Origin of the sequence: Arthrobacter sp. 18067, from assembly GCF_902706295.1 — a bacterium.
In the GTDB taxonomy this organism is placed as follows: Bacteria; Actinomycetota; Actinomycetes; order Actinomycetales; family Micrococcaceae; genus Arthrobacter.
On record NZ_CACSJJ010000002.1, the window covers coordinates 16,173 to 32,698 of the forward strand.

General features: G+C 63.1%; 14 protein-coding genes. 11 read left to right on the forward strand and 3 right to left on the reverse strand.

Translation table 11 applies throughout. From position 1 onward, the window contains the following. Window positions 1-30: 30 nt before the first annotated feature. Together GVL04_RS02610 and GVL04_RS02615 are read right to left on the reverse strand one after the other, a co-directional pair. On the reverse strand, window positions 31-1,602 hold the full coding sequence (locus tag GVL04_RS02610; protein WP_159699178.1) for a DUF349 domain-containing protein: 1,572 nt from the start codon (window positions 1,600-1,602) through the stop codon (window positions 31-33). A 66-nt stretch (window positions 1,603-1,668) separates the two neighbouring features. After that, window positions 1,669-2,469 (reverse strand): peptidylprolyl isomerase, encoded by an 801-nt coding sequence (locus GVL04_RS02615; protein WP_200846731.1) that lies wholly within the window; start codon window positions 2,467-2,469, stop codon window positions 1,669-1,671. Between the two features lie 208 nt (window positions 2,470-2,677). On the opposite strand from GVL04_RS02615, the gene hisS reads away from it, so the two are divergent. The 3 genes from hisS (at window position 2,678) to GVL04_RS02630 (ending at window position 6,803) form a co-directional block, all read left to right on the forward strand. Beyond that, entirely contained in the window at window positions 2,678-4,024 is a 1,347-nt protein-coding gene (gene hisS, locus GVL04_RS02620) for a histidine--tRNA ligase (protein WP_159699181.1), read from the forward strand. A 110-nt stretch (window positions 4,025-4,134) separates the two neighbouring features. Further along, window positions 4,135-5,928, forward strand: a complete 1,794-nt coding sequence (gene aspS / locus GVL04_RS02625) for an aspartate--tRNA ligase (protein WP_159699184.1) — start codon at window positions 4,135-4,137, stop codon at window positions 5,926-5,928. A gap of 71 nt (window positions 5,929-5,999) precedes the next feature. Continuing rightward, on the forward strand, window positions 6,000-6,803 hold the full coding sequence (locus GVL04_RS02630; protein WP_159699187.1) for a GNAT family N-acetyltransferase: 804 nt from the start codon (window positions 6,000-6,002) through the stop codon (window positions 6,801-6,803). On the opposite strand, the gene GVL04_RS02635 is transcribed toward GVL04_RS02630, so the two are convergent. Further along, window positions 6,800-7,408 carry a Vms1/Ankzf1 family peptidyl-tRNA hydrolase gene (locus tag GVL04_RS02635; RefSeq protein ID WP_235036138.1) on the reverse strand — a complete coding sequence of 203 codons (609 nt, stop codon included), beginning with the start codon at window positions 7,406-7,408 and terminating at the stop codon, window positions 6,800-6,802. The two genes, GVL04_RS02630 and GVL04_RS02635, sit on opposite strands and share 4 nt — an antisense overlap. 41 nt (window positions 7,409-7,449) lie before the next feature. Between GVL04_RS02635 and GVL04_RS02640 the strand changes: the two genes are divergently transcribed. The 8 genes from GVL04_RS02640 (at window position 7,450) to GVL04_RS02675 (ending at window position 16,518) form a co-directional block, all read left to right on the forward strand. Further along, window positions 7,450-8,955, forward strand: a complete 1,506-nt coding sequence (locus GVL04_RS02640; RefSeq protein WP_159699190.1) for a replication-associated recombination protein A — start codon at window positions 7,450-7,452, stop codon at window positions 8,953-8,955. Window positions 8,956-9,170: 215 nt separating this feature from the next. Continuing rightward, the gene (rpsD, locus tag GVL04_RS02645; RefSeq protein WP_011774968.1) at window positions 9,171-9,791 is read left to right on the forward strand and encodes a 30S ribosomal protein S4; all 621 of its coding nucleotides are present in this window, start codon (window positions 9,171-9,173) and stop codon (window positions 9,789-9,791) included. A 157-nt stretch (window positions 9,792-9,948) separates the two neighbouring features. Beyond that, the gene (locus tag GVL04_RS02650; RefSeq protein ID WP_159699193.1) at window positions 9,949-10,323 is read left to right on the forward strand and encodes a DUF948 domain-containing protein; all 375 of its coding nucleotides are present in this window, start codon (window positions 9,949-9,951) and stop codon (window positions 10,321-10,323) included. 23 nt (window positions 10,324-10,346) lie between these two features. Continuing rightward, window positions 10,347-10,577 carry a hypothetical protein gene (locus GVL04_RS02655; protein ID WP_159699196.1) on the forward strand — a complete coding sequence of 77 codons (231 nt, stop codon included), beginning with the start codon at window positions 10,347-10,349 and terminating at the stop codon, window positions 10,575-10,577. Between the two features lie 115 nt (window positions 10,578-10,692). Beyond that, a complete protein-coding gene (gene alaS / locus GVL04_RS02660; RefSeq protein ID WP_159699199.1) occupies window positions 10,693-13,371 on the forward strand; it encodes an alanine--tRNA ligase in 2,679 nt (892 codons plus the stop codon). A gap of 2 nt (window positions 13,372-13,373) precedes the next feature. Next, entirely contained in the window at window positions 13,374-13,964 is a 591-nt protein-coding gene (gene ruvX / locus GVL04_RS02665) for a Holliday junction resolvase RuvX (protein WP_159699202.1), read from the forward strand. Beyond that, complete coding sequence (gene mltG, locus GVL04_RS02670; RefSeq protein ID WP_159699205.1) at window positions 13,961-15,667, forward strand: endolytic transglycosylase MltG; 1,707 nt, start codon at window positions 13,961-13,963, stop codon at window positions 15,665-15,667. The genes ruvX and mltG overlap by 4 nt, the downstream gene beginning before the upstream one ends. Beyond that, on the forward strand, window positions 15,664-16,518 hold the full coding sequence (locus tag GVL04_RS02675; RefSeq protein WP_159699208.1) for a shikimate dehydrogenase: 855 nt from the start codon (window positions 15,664-15,666) through the stop codon (window positions 16,516-16,518). The genes mltG and GVL04_RS02675 overlap by 4 nt, the downstream gene beginning before the upstream one ends. Window positions 16,519-16,526: the final 8 nt, after the last annotated feature.

Here is a 16,526-nt window from a genome sequence, read left to right on the forward strand (position 1 = left end):
GCCTGCAGGATAACGAATCGTCAGTTGGGGCTAGGCGAGGTCGCTCGCCGAACGCTGGATCTGGTCCAGCCATGCCTGACGGGCTTCCAATGCCTCGCGCGCAGCCTTGATGCGGCGCTGGTCGCCGGCCTTCTCCGCCTTTTCGAGATCGTCCGTGAGGCCGGCGATGGCGGCTTCGAGTTGCGAGAGCGCGCTGTTGGTGCGGGCCTTTGTCTCAGGGTTGCTCCGGCGCCACTTCTCTTCCTCGGCTTCCCGGACAGCGTCTTCAACCTTCCGCAGTCCGGCCTCAATGCGGCCCATATCCCCGCGGGGAACCTTGCCTGCGTCTTCCCAACGGTCACGGATGGACTGGAGAACCTTCTTGGCTGCGTTGAGGTCGTTGATGGGCAGCAGGGCCTGCGCTTCGGCTACCAATTGCTCCTTGACCACCAGGTTGGCTGTGTATTCCTGGTCGATCTGGTCATTCGCGGCCTGGCGGTTGCTGAAGAAGACGTCCTGGGCGGCGCGGAAGCGGCCCCACAACGCGTCATCGTCCTTGCGGCTGGCACGTGGAGTGGCCTTCCACTGGTCCATCAGCCTGCGGTACTCGCCGGCAGCGAACCCCCAGTCGCTGGACGACGAGAGAGCCTCGGCCTCGGCGATCAAAGCTTCCTTGGCAGACTTTGCAGCGGAATTGTTGCTGTCCAGCTGCGAGAAGTACGCGCGGCGGTGACGATCGAAAACTGTCCGGGCCGAACGGAACCGCTTCCAGAGAGCATCTTCGTTGCTCCGACCCAGCCGGACGCCACTCTTCTGCGCCGCCTTCCATGTCTCGAACAACTCGTTCATGCGGGCGCTGGAGGTCTTCCACTGGATCTGCGCGGGATCCTGGCCGGCGATGGACTCAGCTTCGGCCACAATCGCTTCGCGGGCTGCAAGTTCGGTGGCACGGACGGCGTCATGGGCAGCTTTTTCGGACTTCTCCAGTTCCACGACCTGTGTGGAGAGGGCGTCCAAGCGAGCCTCGGCGGAACGGATGTCGCCCACCATGTTGCGCTCGGCCAACTGCTCACGAAGATGGGTGACGGTCTTCTGCATATCCGTTGCGGGGGCCTTGGACTCAACGCGGTGTTCCAAGAGGACCACTTGGGCGATGATGTCGTCGAACTTCCGGGCGAAGTAGCCCAAAGCTTCGTCGGGGCTGACGCCGGGGTATTGGCCGACAGCGATTTCTTCGCCATCCAGCGTCAGGAAGACGTGGCCGTCGCCTTCAGCGCGACCCCACTTGGCGGCCTCGGCGAGTGACGCAGCGGACACAGCCGGGGCGGCAGGCACGACGGCGGCCGGAGCCTTGGGACGTGCTGCAAATGCCGCTGGCGAAGGGGCTGCGGAGGGGACCGGCCGCGGTGCGGCCGGAGTTGCAGGGGCGGCCGCTTCAGCCTGGGCCGGAGCCGTCTCCTTGGCGGGCGCTGCTTCTTCGGCGGGCGCTTCCTCGTCAACCGGTGCTGGTTCTTGTGCAGGTGCTGGCGTGACGGGGGTTTCGGCAATGTCGGCGCTGTTCGCCTCGACTGCTTCTTCGTCGGCCACTACTGCTGTTTCGTCGGATTTCTGACTGTCTGTCACCGCTAAAAGTCTTTCGCTTGGAGGGACTGCTAAGGTAATGCACCCCTGGCCGGGGCCCGGAGCTGGTTACTTCAGAGAAAACGAGTCTATCGTGACAGGTGCCACAGGGGCGCCGTCGTTGGGGTTTTCGCCGGACTTGAGGCCTGCGGCAGCTATCTTGGTCACGACGTCCAGGCCGCTGGTTACCTTGCCCACCACGGTGTATCCGCCCGCAGTGTCTGCCGGAATGGTGGTGTCTTTGTAGACGACGAAGAACTGGTGGCCGTTACCGTATGCGTCGTTTCCTGTTCGTGCCACGGCGATGGTCCCGGCAGGGTATTTGTTGTCTGCAGGCGCGTTTTCCAGTGGACCCCATCGGTAATTGGGGTCGTCCGTCCCGTTTTCGTCGGTGGCGCCGCACTGCAGGAGCCCGAATGTTTCGGACGTTGTCAGGCGGTGGCAGAACTTCCCGTTGTAATAGCCGGCGTCACTCAGGGACTTGAAGACCGCGGCTGCCTGAGGTGCCGCTGTGCCGTTCAGTTCGATTCCGACAACTCCGCCGTTCAGTGCGAGCTCACCGGTAAAGGTCTTTCCCGCTGCCGTGTCAGGGCTGGGAACATCGGGGCTGTTGGATGCAGAGGCCGACGGCGAAGCGGAGGGGGAACTGAGGCCGGCTTCGGCCGCGGCGAACTCAGCCTCGGTGGGATTGGAGCTGAAAACCGTCAGTTGCAGCACGACGGCGAGGATTACTGCCGCCGCACCGGCACCGATGGCGATGGTGTTGTCGCGTTTGCGCCGCTTGCCCTGTTCCTGCCGGAGGGCACGCTTGGCTTCCATCTGCCTGATGCGACGTTTCGCTTCGCGGTCATCCCGCGACCTTGTTGCCAAGAGTCCTCCTGATTGTGTCCACTTTCCGAGGCTGCCGACAGGAATCCGGGCATGCTGCATTAGATGTGCACGCGCGGAAAGCATAAACTGGCTGCCGCACATAGTTTATGCATGACCGGCTGGACGCCCGCCTTGTAAACGCCGAACAGGCGTTTAAAGCTGCGGGGCCCACGCCGGCGTCAACTTTCTTCGAGGAGACATTTCCACCATGGCACGTACCGCCTCCCTGTCCGGATTCCCCGAGTGGCTTCCCCAGGAGCGGTTGGTGGAGCTGCATGTGCTGGACACACTCCGGAAGACGTTCGAACTGCACGGATTCTCCTCCATCGAGACGCGGGCCGTTGAAACGGTTGGGCAGTTGCTCCGTAAAGGCGAGATCGACAAAGAGGTTTATGGCCTGAGCCGGCTCCAGGACGATGAGGGTGAGGCGGCCAAATCGGATAAGGCTGACCCCAATGCCTTGGCCCTGCACTTTGACCTCACTGTTCCTTTCGCCCGCTACGTGGTGGAGAACGCCGGTTACTTGGCGTTTCCCTTCCGCCGCTACCAGATCCAGAAGGTCTGGCGTGGTGAGCGCCCCCAGGAAGGCCGTGCCCGCGAGTTTACGCAGGCGGATATCGACGTCGTGGGCGACGGAGAGCTCCCCTTCCGCTACGACGTCGAGATCGCCTTGGTTATTGCCGAGGCACTGAGCGCCCTGCCGATTCCGGATTTCCGGCTGCGGATCAACAACCGGAAGCTGGCCGAAGGCTTCTATCGCGGCATTGGCCTGACGGACACCGCAGGTGTCCTGCGCAGTATCGACAAACTGGAAAAGATCGGTGCGGCCAAGGTCGCTGAGCTCTTGAAGAGTGAGCTCGGCGCGACGGATGAGCAAGCAGGCCTGGCCCTTCAACTGGCGGGTATCCGCACGGAAGATACCTCGTTCGTCCAGCAGGTGCGCGCCCTGGGCGTCACTGACGATCTTCTCGAAGAAGGCCTCAACGAACTGGAGCAGGTTATCCAGGCGGCCGTCCTGCGCGCCCCCGGCAAAGTTGTTGCTGATTTGAGCATCGCCCGCGGCCTGGACTACTACACAGGGACCGTCGTCGAAACCGTGCTGGTGGGCCACGAGCAGCTTGGGTCCATTTGCTCCGGTGGCCGTTACGACGCCCTGGCGAGCAAGGGCAACCGCAAGTTCCCCGGCGTCGGTCTTTCCATCGGTGTCACGCGGCTCGTTTCGCGTATCCTCAGCCAGGAACTGGCAACGGCCTCGCGAGCGGTACCCACCGCGGTACTGGTTGCCCTCAATACTGACGACAGCTGGTCCGCAGCGCAGGACATTGCTGCCCAGCTGCGTGGCCGGGGCATCGCTACCGAAGTCGCGGCGAAGGCTGAGAAGTTCGGCAAGCAGATTAAGTTCGCCGACCGGCGCGGTATTCCCTTCGTGTGGTTTACCGACGACGACGGCAAGCACCAGGTCAAGGACATCCGCACCGGTGAGCAGGTGGACGCCGACCCCGCCGAATGGACCCCTGCCGAAGAGGACTTGTACGTCCGCGTCACCACTGCCTGATACACACAGTGCTTGTCCTGCCTTATGGCAGGAGCCGTGGCCGGGGCGGGTAAACTCGGACGGGACCGCTTCGCAGTGGTCCCTCTAAATTTCATGCTGAAAGGAATGCTGTGCTGCGCACACATGACCTCGGATCACTTCGCTCCGAGCACATTGGACAAACCGTTACCCTGGCCGGCTGGGTGGGCCGCCGCCGTGATCACGGTGGCGTTGCATTCGTTGACCTGCGTGACGCCTCCGGTGTCGCACAGGTGGTAGTCCGTGAGGAAGAAGTCTTCCACGGCCTGCGAAACGAGTACGTGCTGCAGGTGACGGGCACCGTCAACAAGCGTCCTGAAGGCAACGAGAACCCGGCACTGGCGACAGGCGAAATTGAGGTTATCGCCGATCAGGTTGTTATCCTCAACACGTCCGAGCCACTCCCGTTCCAGATCGACGAGCACGTGGAAGTTGGCGAGGAAGCCCGGCTCAAGCACCGCTACCTGGACCTTCGCCGTCCCGGCCCTGCCCGCAACATGCGCCTTCGTTCTGAAGCCAACCGGGTAGCACGCGAACTGCTGCACCAACGCGGCTACATCGAAATCGAGACCCCCACGCTGACGCGTTCGACGCCGGAAGGCGCCCGCGACTTCGTTGTTCCGGCACGTCTGGCCCCGGGTTCCTGGTACGCCCTTCCGCAGTCGCCCCAGCTTTTCAAGCAGCTCCTCCAAGTGGGCGGCTTTGAGAAGTACTACCAGATTGCCCGTTGCTACCGTGACGAGGACTTCCGCGCGGACCGCCAGCCGGAATTCACACAGTTGGACATCGAAGCCAGCTTCGTGGACCAGGACGATGTCATTGAGCTTGGCGAGGCAATCGTCAAAGCCCTGTGGCAGCTGATCGACGTTGAGATCCCCACTCCGATCCGACGCATGACGTACCTGGACGCCATGGCCAAGTATGGCTCGGACAAGCCGGACCTGCGTTTCGGCGTGGAGCTGACGGAACTCACTGAGTTCTTCAAGGACACCAACTTCGGCGTCTTCAAGGCACCCTACGTCGGTGCCGTGGTCATGCCGGGCGGCGCTTCGCAGCCCCGCCGTACCCTGGATGGTTGGCAGGAATTCGCCAAGCAGCGCGGACACAAGGGCCTGGCATATGTCCTCTTCAAGGAAGACGGCGAGCTCGCTGGTCCCGTTGCCAAGAACCTCACGGACGAAGAGCGTGCCGGCTTGGCCGATGCCGTGGGTGCCAAGCCCGGTGACTGCATCTTCTTCGCCGCAGGTGAGAAGTCAGCCGCGCGCGCCCTGCTCGGTGCTGCCCGCGTTGAAATTGGTCACCGCACCGGTTTGATCGACCCCAAGGACTGGGCGTTCGTCTGGATCGTGGACGCTCCCATGTTCGAGCCCGCTGCCGCGGCCGTCGCTTCCGGCGACGTAGCCGTCGGAGGAGGCCAGTGGACGGCAGTGCACCACGCGTTCACCTCGCCAAAGCCTGAGTTCCTGGACACCTTCGACAAGGACCCGGAGTCCGCACTCTCGTACGCCTATGACATCGTCTGCAACGGCAACGAGATCGGTGGCGGCTCCATCCGTATCCACGAGCGCGAAGTACAGGAACGCGTCTTCCAGCTCATGGGCCTGGACAAGGAAGACGCCGAAACCAAGTTCGGCTTCCTGCTGGAGGGCTTCAAGTACGGCGCTCCTCCGCACGGCGGCATGGCCCTCGGCTGGGACCGTGTTGTTGCCTTGCTTGCCGGCGTGGAGTCCATCCGCGACGTCATTGCGTTCCCGAAGTCGGGTAACGGCTACGACCCACTGACGGCGGCGCCTGCGCCGATCACGCCTCAGCAGCGCAAGGAGGCCGGCGTCGATTTCAAGCCTGAGGCCAAGCCTGCCGCCAAGGCGGAATCGAAGTCCGAATAGAACAATGCCCAAAGGCTCTCCACTGCGGTGGGGAGCCTTTGGTGTTCCTGCCAACGAAAGGTGACGGATCTGTGGTTGAGCAAGCGAGCATCGAGACACTCATGGACAAGGCGTGGCCTGCCATCGAGCGCGAAGACCTTGATTGCGAAAGCACGGCGAAGTGGGTGCTGCGGGCCTCGGAGGGCGTAACGCAGCGCGCGAACTCTGTGTGGCCGGTTGCACCGGCAATCATTGCTGCCCCTGACGTGGACGTTCGCCTTGAACGATCCGTCCGTACCGCCTCAGAGTGGTACAGGCGTCGCCGGCTTCCCCTGATTTTCCAGGTGTTCGATGACTCCCGAAGCGCTGCCCTCAATGCCGTCCTGGACCGGCAGCGCTTCACCCGGCAGTCCGAAACGATGATCATGGTCCGCGGCCTGGACGGCTTGCCGATCAACTTTTCAGCGCAGGACGTGGAACTCAGCGATGTTCCCTCGGAGGAATGGCTCCGGGTGTGGTGGTCCGTCGATGGCCGTGGCGGCGAGGCCGAACTCTCGGTCGCGCAAAGGATTCTCACCGGTTGCCCGGCGGTGTACGCACTGGTGAGGGACGACGACGGCGTTCCCGCCGCCGTCGGGCGCCTGGCCCTTGTGGACGGCTGGGGTGGCATTTACAGCATGGCGACATCTGTGGAGCACCGCAGGCAGGGTTATGGCACGCGCGTGCTGGACGGGTTGCTGGAGGCCGGCGCACAGCGGGGTCTTGAGGGGTTCTGGCTCTTGGTCACAGCCGGCAATCATGGAGCGCAGTCCATGTACGCGCAGGCTGGTTTCACGGAGCAGGGCAGCTACCTGTACCGGCAGGCTCCGTTGAAGCGTTCCGTCAGCGGTTGCTAACCCGGGGGATCCGTCACTGTGACCCGGATACAGCAAGCGTCAGCGGCCGCTTTGGGCAGGGTGGCGGATTTGGCCGCCTGAACATCAAGGAAGGCCAGCCGTGTGCGGCCGCCCACGGCTTTAAGGGCGGGTTGCGCAAGGACCTGTTCCACCAAAGCCCTGTCACCACCGGGAACGATGTACTCAATGTGCTGTCCGGCAAAGACCTTTGCCGCGTGCTCCGCTGTGGTTTTGGCGTCGATGAAGCGGTTGCCGCTCTTGGTAGCTCGGACGGTGCTTCCGCTGGCCGATGCCAAGGCGTAGCCACCGCGGCGAACCAGCAGCAGGCCCAGGGCGCGTTCCTGGGCGGCGAGTGATGCAAGGCGCTCAAGCTCGGTGGTTCCGCGGCCTGGTCTTCCGTCTGCGGGCCAAGGCGCCCTCAGCAGCGCGGTGGCACCATCAGCGGCACGCAGGAGCAGTCCGGTGTCGTCGAAGTCCTCAACCAGGGGCCCATGACCGGCGGTGAACCTGTCCACCCATCCATGGATCCGCTGTGCCGGTACCAATGCGGTGCGGGTGGCGGTATGTGGTTGCTTCGGCAGTGGGGTGGATTGGGGGCGGCCCACGTCGATGTCTCCTTTGCTGGAACTATGAGTAGCCTATCCATGTGGAAGATCTCTTTGGTGCCGGTGCAGTCAACGACGACGAGTCGGAGGACCTGCCTGCGGCCGGGGGACCTTCCGACGCCAACTGGATGGCTTCCCAGCGCAGTCCGTTGGCAGTCCGCATGCGCCCCCGTACGCTGGACGATGTCGTGGGTCAACAGCATTTGCTGGGGCAAGGATCCCCGCTGCGGCAGCTGGCGGCCGGTGCCGAGGCTGCCGGCCCCGCCGGCCCGAGCTCCGTCATCTTGTGGGGGCCGCCCGGAACCGGTAAGACCACGCTGGCCCATGTGATCGCCAGGGGCCCCGGCCGGAAGTTTGTTGAACTCTCCGCCATCACCGCGGGCGTCAAGGATGTCCGGCGTGTCATGGACGAAGCACTGACTGCACGTGATCTCTACAAGAAAACCACCGTCCTCTTCCTGGATGAGATTCACCGCTTCAACAAGGCCCAACAGGATGCCCTGCTGCCGGGCGTGGAGAACCGCTGGGTGGTGCTGGTGGCAGCCACCACGGAAAATCCGTCGTTCTCGGTGGTGTCGCCGCTGTTGTCGAGGTCGCTCCTGCTGACGCTGAAGCCGCTCACCGATGACGACATTTCAGGGCTCCTTCAACGGGCCGTCGCCGATGCCCGCGGCCTGGCCGGACGCGTGGAACTCAGTGTCGAAGCCTTGGACCACCTCGTTCGTCTCTCCGGAGGCGATGCCCGCAGGGCACTGACAGCGCTGGAGGCCGCCGCCGGTGTCGCGTTCGGTGACACCGCCGCCGTCATGACTTCCGACGCTGACGACGAGGAGGGAGACGGGCCCGGGACGGACGGGGAGACTGACGACGGCGAACCGGGGCTCGCCAACGACGGCGCGCCCGACGCTCCGGTACTGGTGGAACTTCGCCACACCGAGCGGGCATTGGACGCAGCTGCAGTTCGTTACGACCGTGCCGGAGACCAGCATTATGACGTGGCCAGCGCATTCATCAAGTCCATCCGCGGCTCGGATGTGGATGCCGCACTGCACTACTTGGCGCGCATGCTCGAGGCCGGCGAGGACCCGCGGTTCGTTGCGAGGCGCATCGTGATTTCCGCGGCCGAAGACATCGGAATGGCCGACCCCACGGCACTCCAGACGGCGGTGGCGGCGGCTCAGGCAGTGCAGCTGATCGGTATGCCGGAAGGGCGGATCGTTCTCGCCGAAGCTGTTGTCCATTTGGCTACCGCGCCAAAGTCCAATGCCGCCTACATGGGGTTGAACAAAGCGGTGGCCGATGTCCGGGCAGGTTTCGGCGGCGGCATTCCCATGCATTTGCGGGATGCGCACTACCCGGGTGCCAAGCAACTGGGACATGGCAAGAGCTACAAGTACGCGCACGACGAACCCCACGGTGTGGCTACGCAGCAGTATCCGCCGGACGATTTGGTGGGCAAAGACTATTACGAGCCCACCAATAACGGAGCTGAACGGGATATCGCGGCCAGGCTGGAGCGGCTCCGAAAGATCGTGCGTGGGGAGTAGCCAGCGGGCCTGTGCCCATGTGCAAGGCCGCAGGGCGGCGGCCCTGCGCATGGTAGGATAGTTGCTTGTCTGGCATGGCCCGACGCACAATCCCTTTGAAGATTTCTTCCATAGTGCTGTGCGCCCGGGCTAGTAGCAAGAGGCAGCGGTTGGCCGATGCTCTCCCTGATGGAGGCCAGTAACACTGACACACCGCAGTAATTGGAAGGACACAAGTGGCTAACAACACTCGTGCTCGCCGTACCGCACGTCTTTCGCGTGCACTCGGCATTGCTCTGACCCCCAAGGCCGCCAAGTACATGGAGCGCCGCCCGTACGGCCCCGGTGAGCATGGCCGTGCCCGCAAGAAGCAGGACTCCGACTACGCCGTACGTCTGCGCGAAAAGCAGCGTCTGCGCGCCCAGTACGGCATCCGCGAAGCCCAGATGACCCGTGCCTTCGAAGAAGCACGCCGCACCAAGGGCCTGACCGGTGAAAACCTGGTTGAGCTGCTCGAAATGCGTCTGGACGCCCTCGTGCTCCGTGCAGGCTTCGCCCGCACCATCGCACAGGCCCGCCAGCTGGTTGTGCACCGCCACATCATGGTTGACGGCATCCGCGTGGACCGCCCGTCCTTCCGCGTTGGCGAAGGCCAGCTGATCCACGTTCACAGCCGCTCCGAGGTTATGCCCCCGTTCCAGGTGGCAGCTGCAGGCGCACACGTTCTGAACAACGTGCCGGCATACCTGGACGTCAAGATCGACGCACTGCAGGCACGCCTGGTTCGTCGCCCCAAGCGCTCCGAGGTCCCCGTGATCTGCGAAGAGCAGCTCGTCGTCGAATTCTACGCTCGCTAAATTCCAGCAGCGCATACAAAGAAGCCCGTGGCACATGCCGCGGGCTTCTTTGTATGTAAGGTACTGGTCCAAAGTAGGTAAGGTACTGGGGAGGCCTTGTCCAAAGCCGATATCCGGCTGGTGCAGGGCAGCGCAACGACCCTAGGAGAAGAGTTCTATGTCAGGTGGCGACATCGCCGGCCTCATCGCAGCAGGAGTCTTCGCACTCCTTGTGTTGTTGTTGGCTGTGCCTATCTTGAAGCTGGGCGGCGTTTTTGACGAGGTCCGCACCTCGATCCGGTCCATCAGCGACGGCGCCACGCCCCTGATGGATGAAGTGACCGCAACGGTCTCCACCACAAACCAGCAGCTGAAGAAGGTTGACGGCATCGCCTCCAACGTCTCGGACGCCTCGGCCAATATCTCCGCATTGTCCTCGCTCGTGGCCGCCACGGTTGGTTCTCCCCTAATCAAGGTTGCCGCGTTCAGTTACGGCGTACGCTCGGCATTCGCTGGTCGCCGTGCACCTACCTCCGGCCGCCGCAGCCGCTGAACAACAAGGGAGAGTAGAAACCCATGAAAAGAATTGTGTGGATGGGCATAGGCGTCGCCATCGGCGTCATCGCCTTCCGGAAGATCACTGAAGCCCGGGCCAACATCGGCCCTGATGGCCTGAATCGTGCCGTGGGGCGGATGGCTGATGGCTTGTTCGATTTTGCCGACGCCGTGCGGACGGGCATGCACCAGCGCGAAGAGGACCTACGGGCTGCGTTGGGGATTGACGACGCCGGAGCAGGCCGCCGCTAGCGGGTGCGGTTCGCTCCCGTGCCCTCAACAGGGCAGAATGGAAAACTGCGGAACGGCACCAGCCGGTACCGCGCACATCATGTGCAGTGAATTGAGAAGGGTAAGTAATCAGCTAATGAAGTCGCAGGAGATCACCAAACGCTGGGTGGACTTTTTTGTCAGCAAGGGCCACACCGCCGTTCCCTCCGCGTCGCTCGTTTCCAGCGACCCGTCCCTTCTCTTCACTGTCGCCGGAATGGTGCCATTCATTCCGTACCTGACTGCGCGCGAAGAGCCCCCCTACAGCCGTGCCACGAGCGTCCAGAAGTGCATCCGCACCGGCGACATCGAGGAAGTGGGAAAGACGGCCCGTCACGGCACTTTCTTCCAGATGTGCGGAAACTTCTCCTTTGGCGACTACTTCAAGGAAGACGCCATCAAGTTCGCCTTCGAGCTGCTCACCAAGAGCGTTGACGACGGCGGTTACGGCCTGCCCGCCGAGCGCCTTTGGGTAACCGTTTACGAAGAAGACGACGAGGCCAAAGAACTGTGGCTCAAGAACACCGGCATCCCGGCTGAGCGCATCCAGCGCATGGGCAAGGCGGACAATTACTGGTCCACCGGCCAGCCTGGCCCGGCCGGCCCCTGCTCGGAGATCTACTACGACCGCGGCCCTGCCTACGGCATCGAAGGCGGCCCTCTCGCCGACGAGACCCGGTACATCGAGATCTGGAATCTCGTGTTCATGCAGTACCAGATCGAGAACGTGCGCTCCAAGGTGGACTTCGACATCGTCGGCGAATTGCCGCAGAAGAACATCGACACCGGCCTCGGCATGGAGCGTCTTGCGATGATCCTCCAGGGCGTCGAGAACATGTACGAGACCGATCAGGTCCGTCCCGTCATCGACAAGGCTGCTGAACTGTCCGGCCGTGAATACACTTCGGCCGAGTCCCCGGAAGACCCGCACCACACGGACGATGTCCGCATGCGCGTCGTGGGAGACCACATCCGGTCTGCCCTGATGCTGATCGCTGATGGAGTTTCACCGTCCAACGAAGGCCGCGGTTATGTTCTGCGCCGCCTGATCCGCCGTGCCGTTCGCGCCATGCGCCTGCTCGGCGTCGAAAAGGCCTGCCTGCCGGACCTTCTTCCCGCCTCCCGCGACGCCATGAAGGGCGTGTACCCGGTGGTGGAGACTGACTTCGCCCGCATCAGCCGCATTGCTTATGCCGAAGAAAAGGCGTTCCTGCGCACCATTGCTTCCGGTACCACCCGCCTGGAGGATGCCGTCGCCGAATCGAAGGCTGCCGGGGTCCCGTTGTCCGGCGCCGACGCCTTCGCGCTTCATGACACTTACGGTTTCCCGATTGACCTGACCCTGGAAATGGCGGAAGAAGCCGGCCTCAAGGTCGACGAGGCAGGCTTCCGCGCGCTCATGCTCGAGCAGCGCCAGCGTGCACAGGCCGACGCCAAGGGCAAGAAGGGTGGCCATGCCGACCTCAGCGCCTACCAGGAGCTCCTCGGCAAGGGCGAGACCGTGTTCACGGGCTATGACGAACTTGAGGGCCAGTCCAAGGTCCGTGGAATCGTCAGCGGTGGCCGGCCGGTAGCGCACGCCTCGACAGGCGACGAGATTGAGCTGGTGCTCAATGAAACCCCGTTCTACGCCGAAGCCGGTGGCCAGTCCGCTGACACCGGCCTCATCACCGGCGACGGTTTCGTGGTGGAGGTGCTGGACGTCCAGCGTCCCATCAAGGGCCTCAGTGTGCACAAGGCGATTGTCCGTGAAGGTGAGATTGCCTCTGACGCGCTGGTGCGCGCCGCCGTCGACCGTGAACGCCGCCATGCGGCCGAGCAAGCGCACACAGGCACGCACATCGTGCATGCCGCCCTGCACCAGATCCTCGGCCCGGAAGCCACTCAGCGCGGTTCGTACAACAAGGCCGGATACCTTCGCTTCGACTTCGCCTGGGGGGAGGGCCTCAGCACTGCCACGCGGTCTGAAATCGAAGAGGTCTCCAACATTGCCATCCGGAATAATTTCCGGGTGGACACCAAGGTGATGGGGCTCGCTGAGGCCAAGGCACTGGGTGCCATGGCCCTGTTCGGTGAAAACTACGGCAGCGAAGTTCGTGTCGTGGAGATCGACGGGGCTTGGTCCCGGGAGTTGTGTGGTGGCACGCACGTGTCCAACACGTCCCTCATCGGCAGTCTTTCGCTGCTGGGCGAGCAGTCTGTTGGCTCGGGAAACCGGCGCGTGGAGGCCTTCGTTGGCCTGGATGCTTTCCGTCACCTCGCCGCTGAGCGGGCATTGGTTACTGAGCTCACGGAACTCTTGAAAGTCCCTTCCGGTCAGCTTGCGGACCGCATCTCCAGCACCCTGAGCAAGTTGAAGGCCACGGAGAAGGAACTCGACCGCCTTCGCAAGGAGCAATTGACCGCAGCGGCGGCCAATTTGGTGGGCACCGCCAAGGATGCTGCAGGTGTAAGGGTTGTAGCCCACGACGCCGGTCAGGTTGGCGGAGCGGACGATCTCCGGAACCTCGCCTTGGACCTCCGCAGCCGGTTGGGCTCGGAAGCTGCCGCCGTGGCCGTTGCGGGCGTCAGCAATGACCGTCCCGTGATCCTCATCGCTACCAATGAGGCGGCACGCGAAGCCGGCGTGAAGGCCGGAGCGCTGGTCCGCGTGGCCGCAGGCATCCTCGGTGGCGGCGGTGGCGGCAAGGACGACGTCGCCCAGGGCGGCGGCGCCGACGCTGGGAAGGTCTCTGAGGCCCTCACAGCGGTGGTGGATGCGATAGCCAAGCGCTGACGGTGGCTGCGAGTACTAACGGTGACGTCTACCCCCAAGGCATCAAGCTGGGGGTAGACGTCGGTACCGTCCGGGTGGGCCTGGCCATGTGCGATCCGGACGGAATATTGGCCACACCTTTCAAAACGGTTGCGCGGGACGCCAAAAAGAACTCCGACGTCCGTGTCGTGGTTAAGCATGCTGCGGAATTGCCCGCCGTGCAGATCTTCGTAGGCCTTCCACGCACCATGAAGGGTGAAGAACGCGCGTCCGCCGAAATGGCCAGCGTCTACGCCGAGCTCCTCACAAGTGAACTTGTGCGGGCCGGTTTGGACATCCCCGTGAACCTCGTGGACGAGCGACTTTCAACCGTGACGGCACACCGCAACCTTCACCAAGCTGGCATGAGCAGCAAGAACCACCGTAAAGTGGTTGATCAGGTTGCCGCTGCTGGAATACTTCAGCACGCAATCGACATGCAAAAAGCCAGAGGAACGGATGTTGGCCGCCGAGTGCAGGCACCGGCGCAATCCGAAAAACCCAGCAGTGCCCCAACGCTGCGGGCTGCCTCCGGCAATGAACCCGATTCTTCTACGAGGGGACTGCAACTGTGAGCCCGGTCAACAACGACCCCTCCAGCGGTACCGCCGGCGGCGGTATGCCGCTGACCCGCAAGGAGCTGCGGGCGCGGGAACGATTCCTCGCCACGCAGAACCACAACGTCGTACCCGTTCCCGAAGCGACGCCGGGGGAGACCGCCTCGCCGGCGGGCGTTGAGCCCGAGCTGCCCCGTCCCGTTCCCGCAGTGCCTCCAGCGCCGGTTGCTCCACCGGTTCCTGTGGCTCCACCGGTACCCGTGGCCAAGCCCGCTGCTCCATTGCCAATACCCGACGCTACGGCTTCTGCACCGGTTCCTGCCCGCGAATCCAGTGATGTGCAAGCCCCCGTCGAGTCGCACTCTGCTGAACCGGAACATGATGCTGAACCGGCGCATGATGTTGAACCGGCGCATGATGAGGTTCACCACGACAGCGAAGGCTCCCATGAACTCGCCGGGCATCACGACCCGGAACATGTAGATCCGGAGCACCTCGAGCCTGTCCACGTTGACGCTGAACGACTGCATGGCTTCGCTGAGCTCGATCCCCACCACGGCTTCGAAGCCCATGACGATTATCATGGCGAACACCATGCCGATGAGCACCACCATGACCTCATTGCAGCCGTCGAGCAGACGGCCTCATCCAAGGCAGCGGCAAAGAAGGCCAGGCGCCGTCGTCGCGTTGTTGCTCTCCTGATCACCCTGGGTGTCTTCGTCGCCGCAATTGCCATTGGGGCACAGTTCCTCAAGCCGCTGCTGGGCATGGACAAGGTCACTGACTATCCGGGTCCGGGAACGGGCTCGGTCACCATCACGGTGGCCGAAGGCTCCGGACCGAAAGCAGTGGGCGTTGAACTGGTCGAGAACAAAGTGGTGGCAGACGCCGATGCTTTCGTCAAGGAATTCCTCAACGATGGCGGTGAGCTGTCTCCGGGCGAGTTCACGTTCCGAACCGAGATGAAGAATTCCGATGCCGTGGACGTCCTGGTCAACAAGGACGCTTCGAAGGTGATGTACTTCGCCCTGAGCGCGGGCCTCCGCATCAATGAGTCCCTCGAGGCCATTTCCAAGGGCTCCGGCGTCTCAATGCAAGAGCTCAATGCGTTCAACCAGGCCCCGGCACAGTTCGGTGTCCCCTCCAAGGCCAAGAACCTGGAAGGCTTCCTCGCCCCCGGTGAGTACCGCTTTGAGCTTGGCACACCGGCCAAGGACATCATTCAGAAGCTGGTCACTACTACGTTGGATGAACTTAAGTCCCAAGGAATCACGGATCCAGCGAAGCAGTATGACGCCGTGACCATCGCCAGCATCGTGCAGGCTGAGGGCGGGCAGGCGGATTACGGAAACGTGGCCGGCGCCATCTATAACCGGCTGAAGCCAAACAACGTGGAAACCAGCGGCCTGATCCAGTCTGATGCCACGGTGACCTACGGTCTGGGAAAGAAGTCCTTCCACCTCACTGAGGAAGAAAAGGCCGATAAGTCCAACACGTACAACACGTACGCCAACGTCGGTCTTCCGGCTGGACCGATCGGCTCACCCGGCAAGACCGCCATCGATGCCGCGGCCAAGCCCACGCAGAATGACTACCTCTACTGGGTGACCATCAACCTGGATACCAAGGAGACCAAGTTCTCCAAGACGTTGGCGGAGCACAATACATACGTTGAGCAGTACAACGCCTGGTGCCAGGCCAACGCTGGACGGTGTGTGTGAGTCGTCGGGCCGCCGTCCTGGGGCATCCGATCTCGCATTCGAAGTCCCCGGCGTTGCACACCGCTGCCTATGCCAAGCTCGGCGCGGACATCGAATACTCGGCGATTGACGTCACCGTGGATGGCCTTCCATCGTTCATGGAAGCGCTCCGTGGTGACGACTCATGGTGTGGCCTGTCGGTCACCATGCCGTTGAAGTCAGCAATGGTCGGGGAAGTAGACGAGGTCCGCGGTGCGGGCGCCCACTTGGGCGTCATCAACACGGTTGTTTTCGAGCACGACGGCGGATTGGTGCGTCGGGTGGGATACAACACCGATGTCGCCGGAATCGTTGAAGCAGTCCTGTATGCGGGGGTTGCTTCCACGCCCCACGCCGCAATCCTTGGTGGTGGTGGCACCTCGGCTGCCGCGGTGGCCGCCGTCAAGGAACTGGGTGGAGGCCACGTCGACGTTTTTGTCCGCGACCCAGGGCGTGCCGGCGACGCGGAAGGCGCGGCTGCCGCCGTCGGAATCTCCCTCAGTATCCGGCCTTTGACTGAAGCAGCCACAGCCGTTGCGGGCGCGGATCTGGTGATTTCAACCTTCCCGCCGCGCGCCGCCGACTCTTTGGCGGAGGAGCTCGCAGCGCTGCCGGGAACGGGGGCCGGTGTCCTGCTGGACGTCGCTTACGATCCTTGGCCCAGCCGGCTGGCGGAGGTATGGCACGGCCATGGGGGAGCCGTGGTTCCGGGCTTGGAGATGCTGATGTACCAGGCGGCAGAACAGATCAGGCGCTTCAGCGGCTGTGACGTGGATGCCGCCGTCATAGATGTGATGTGCGACTCAGTCGGGCTTCCCCGGCGAGTGTTCTAGAGGCCTTA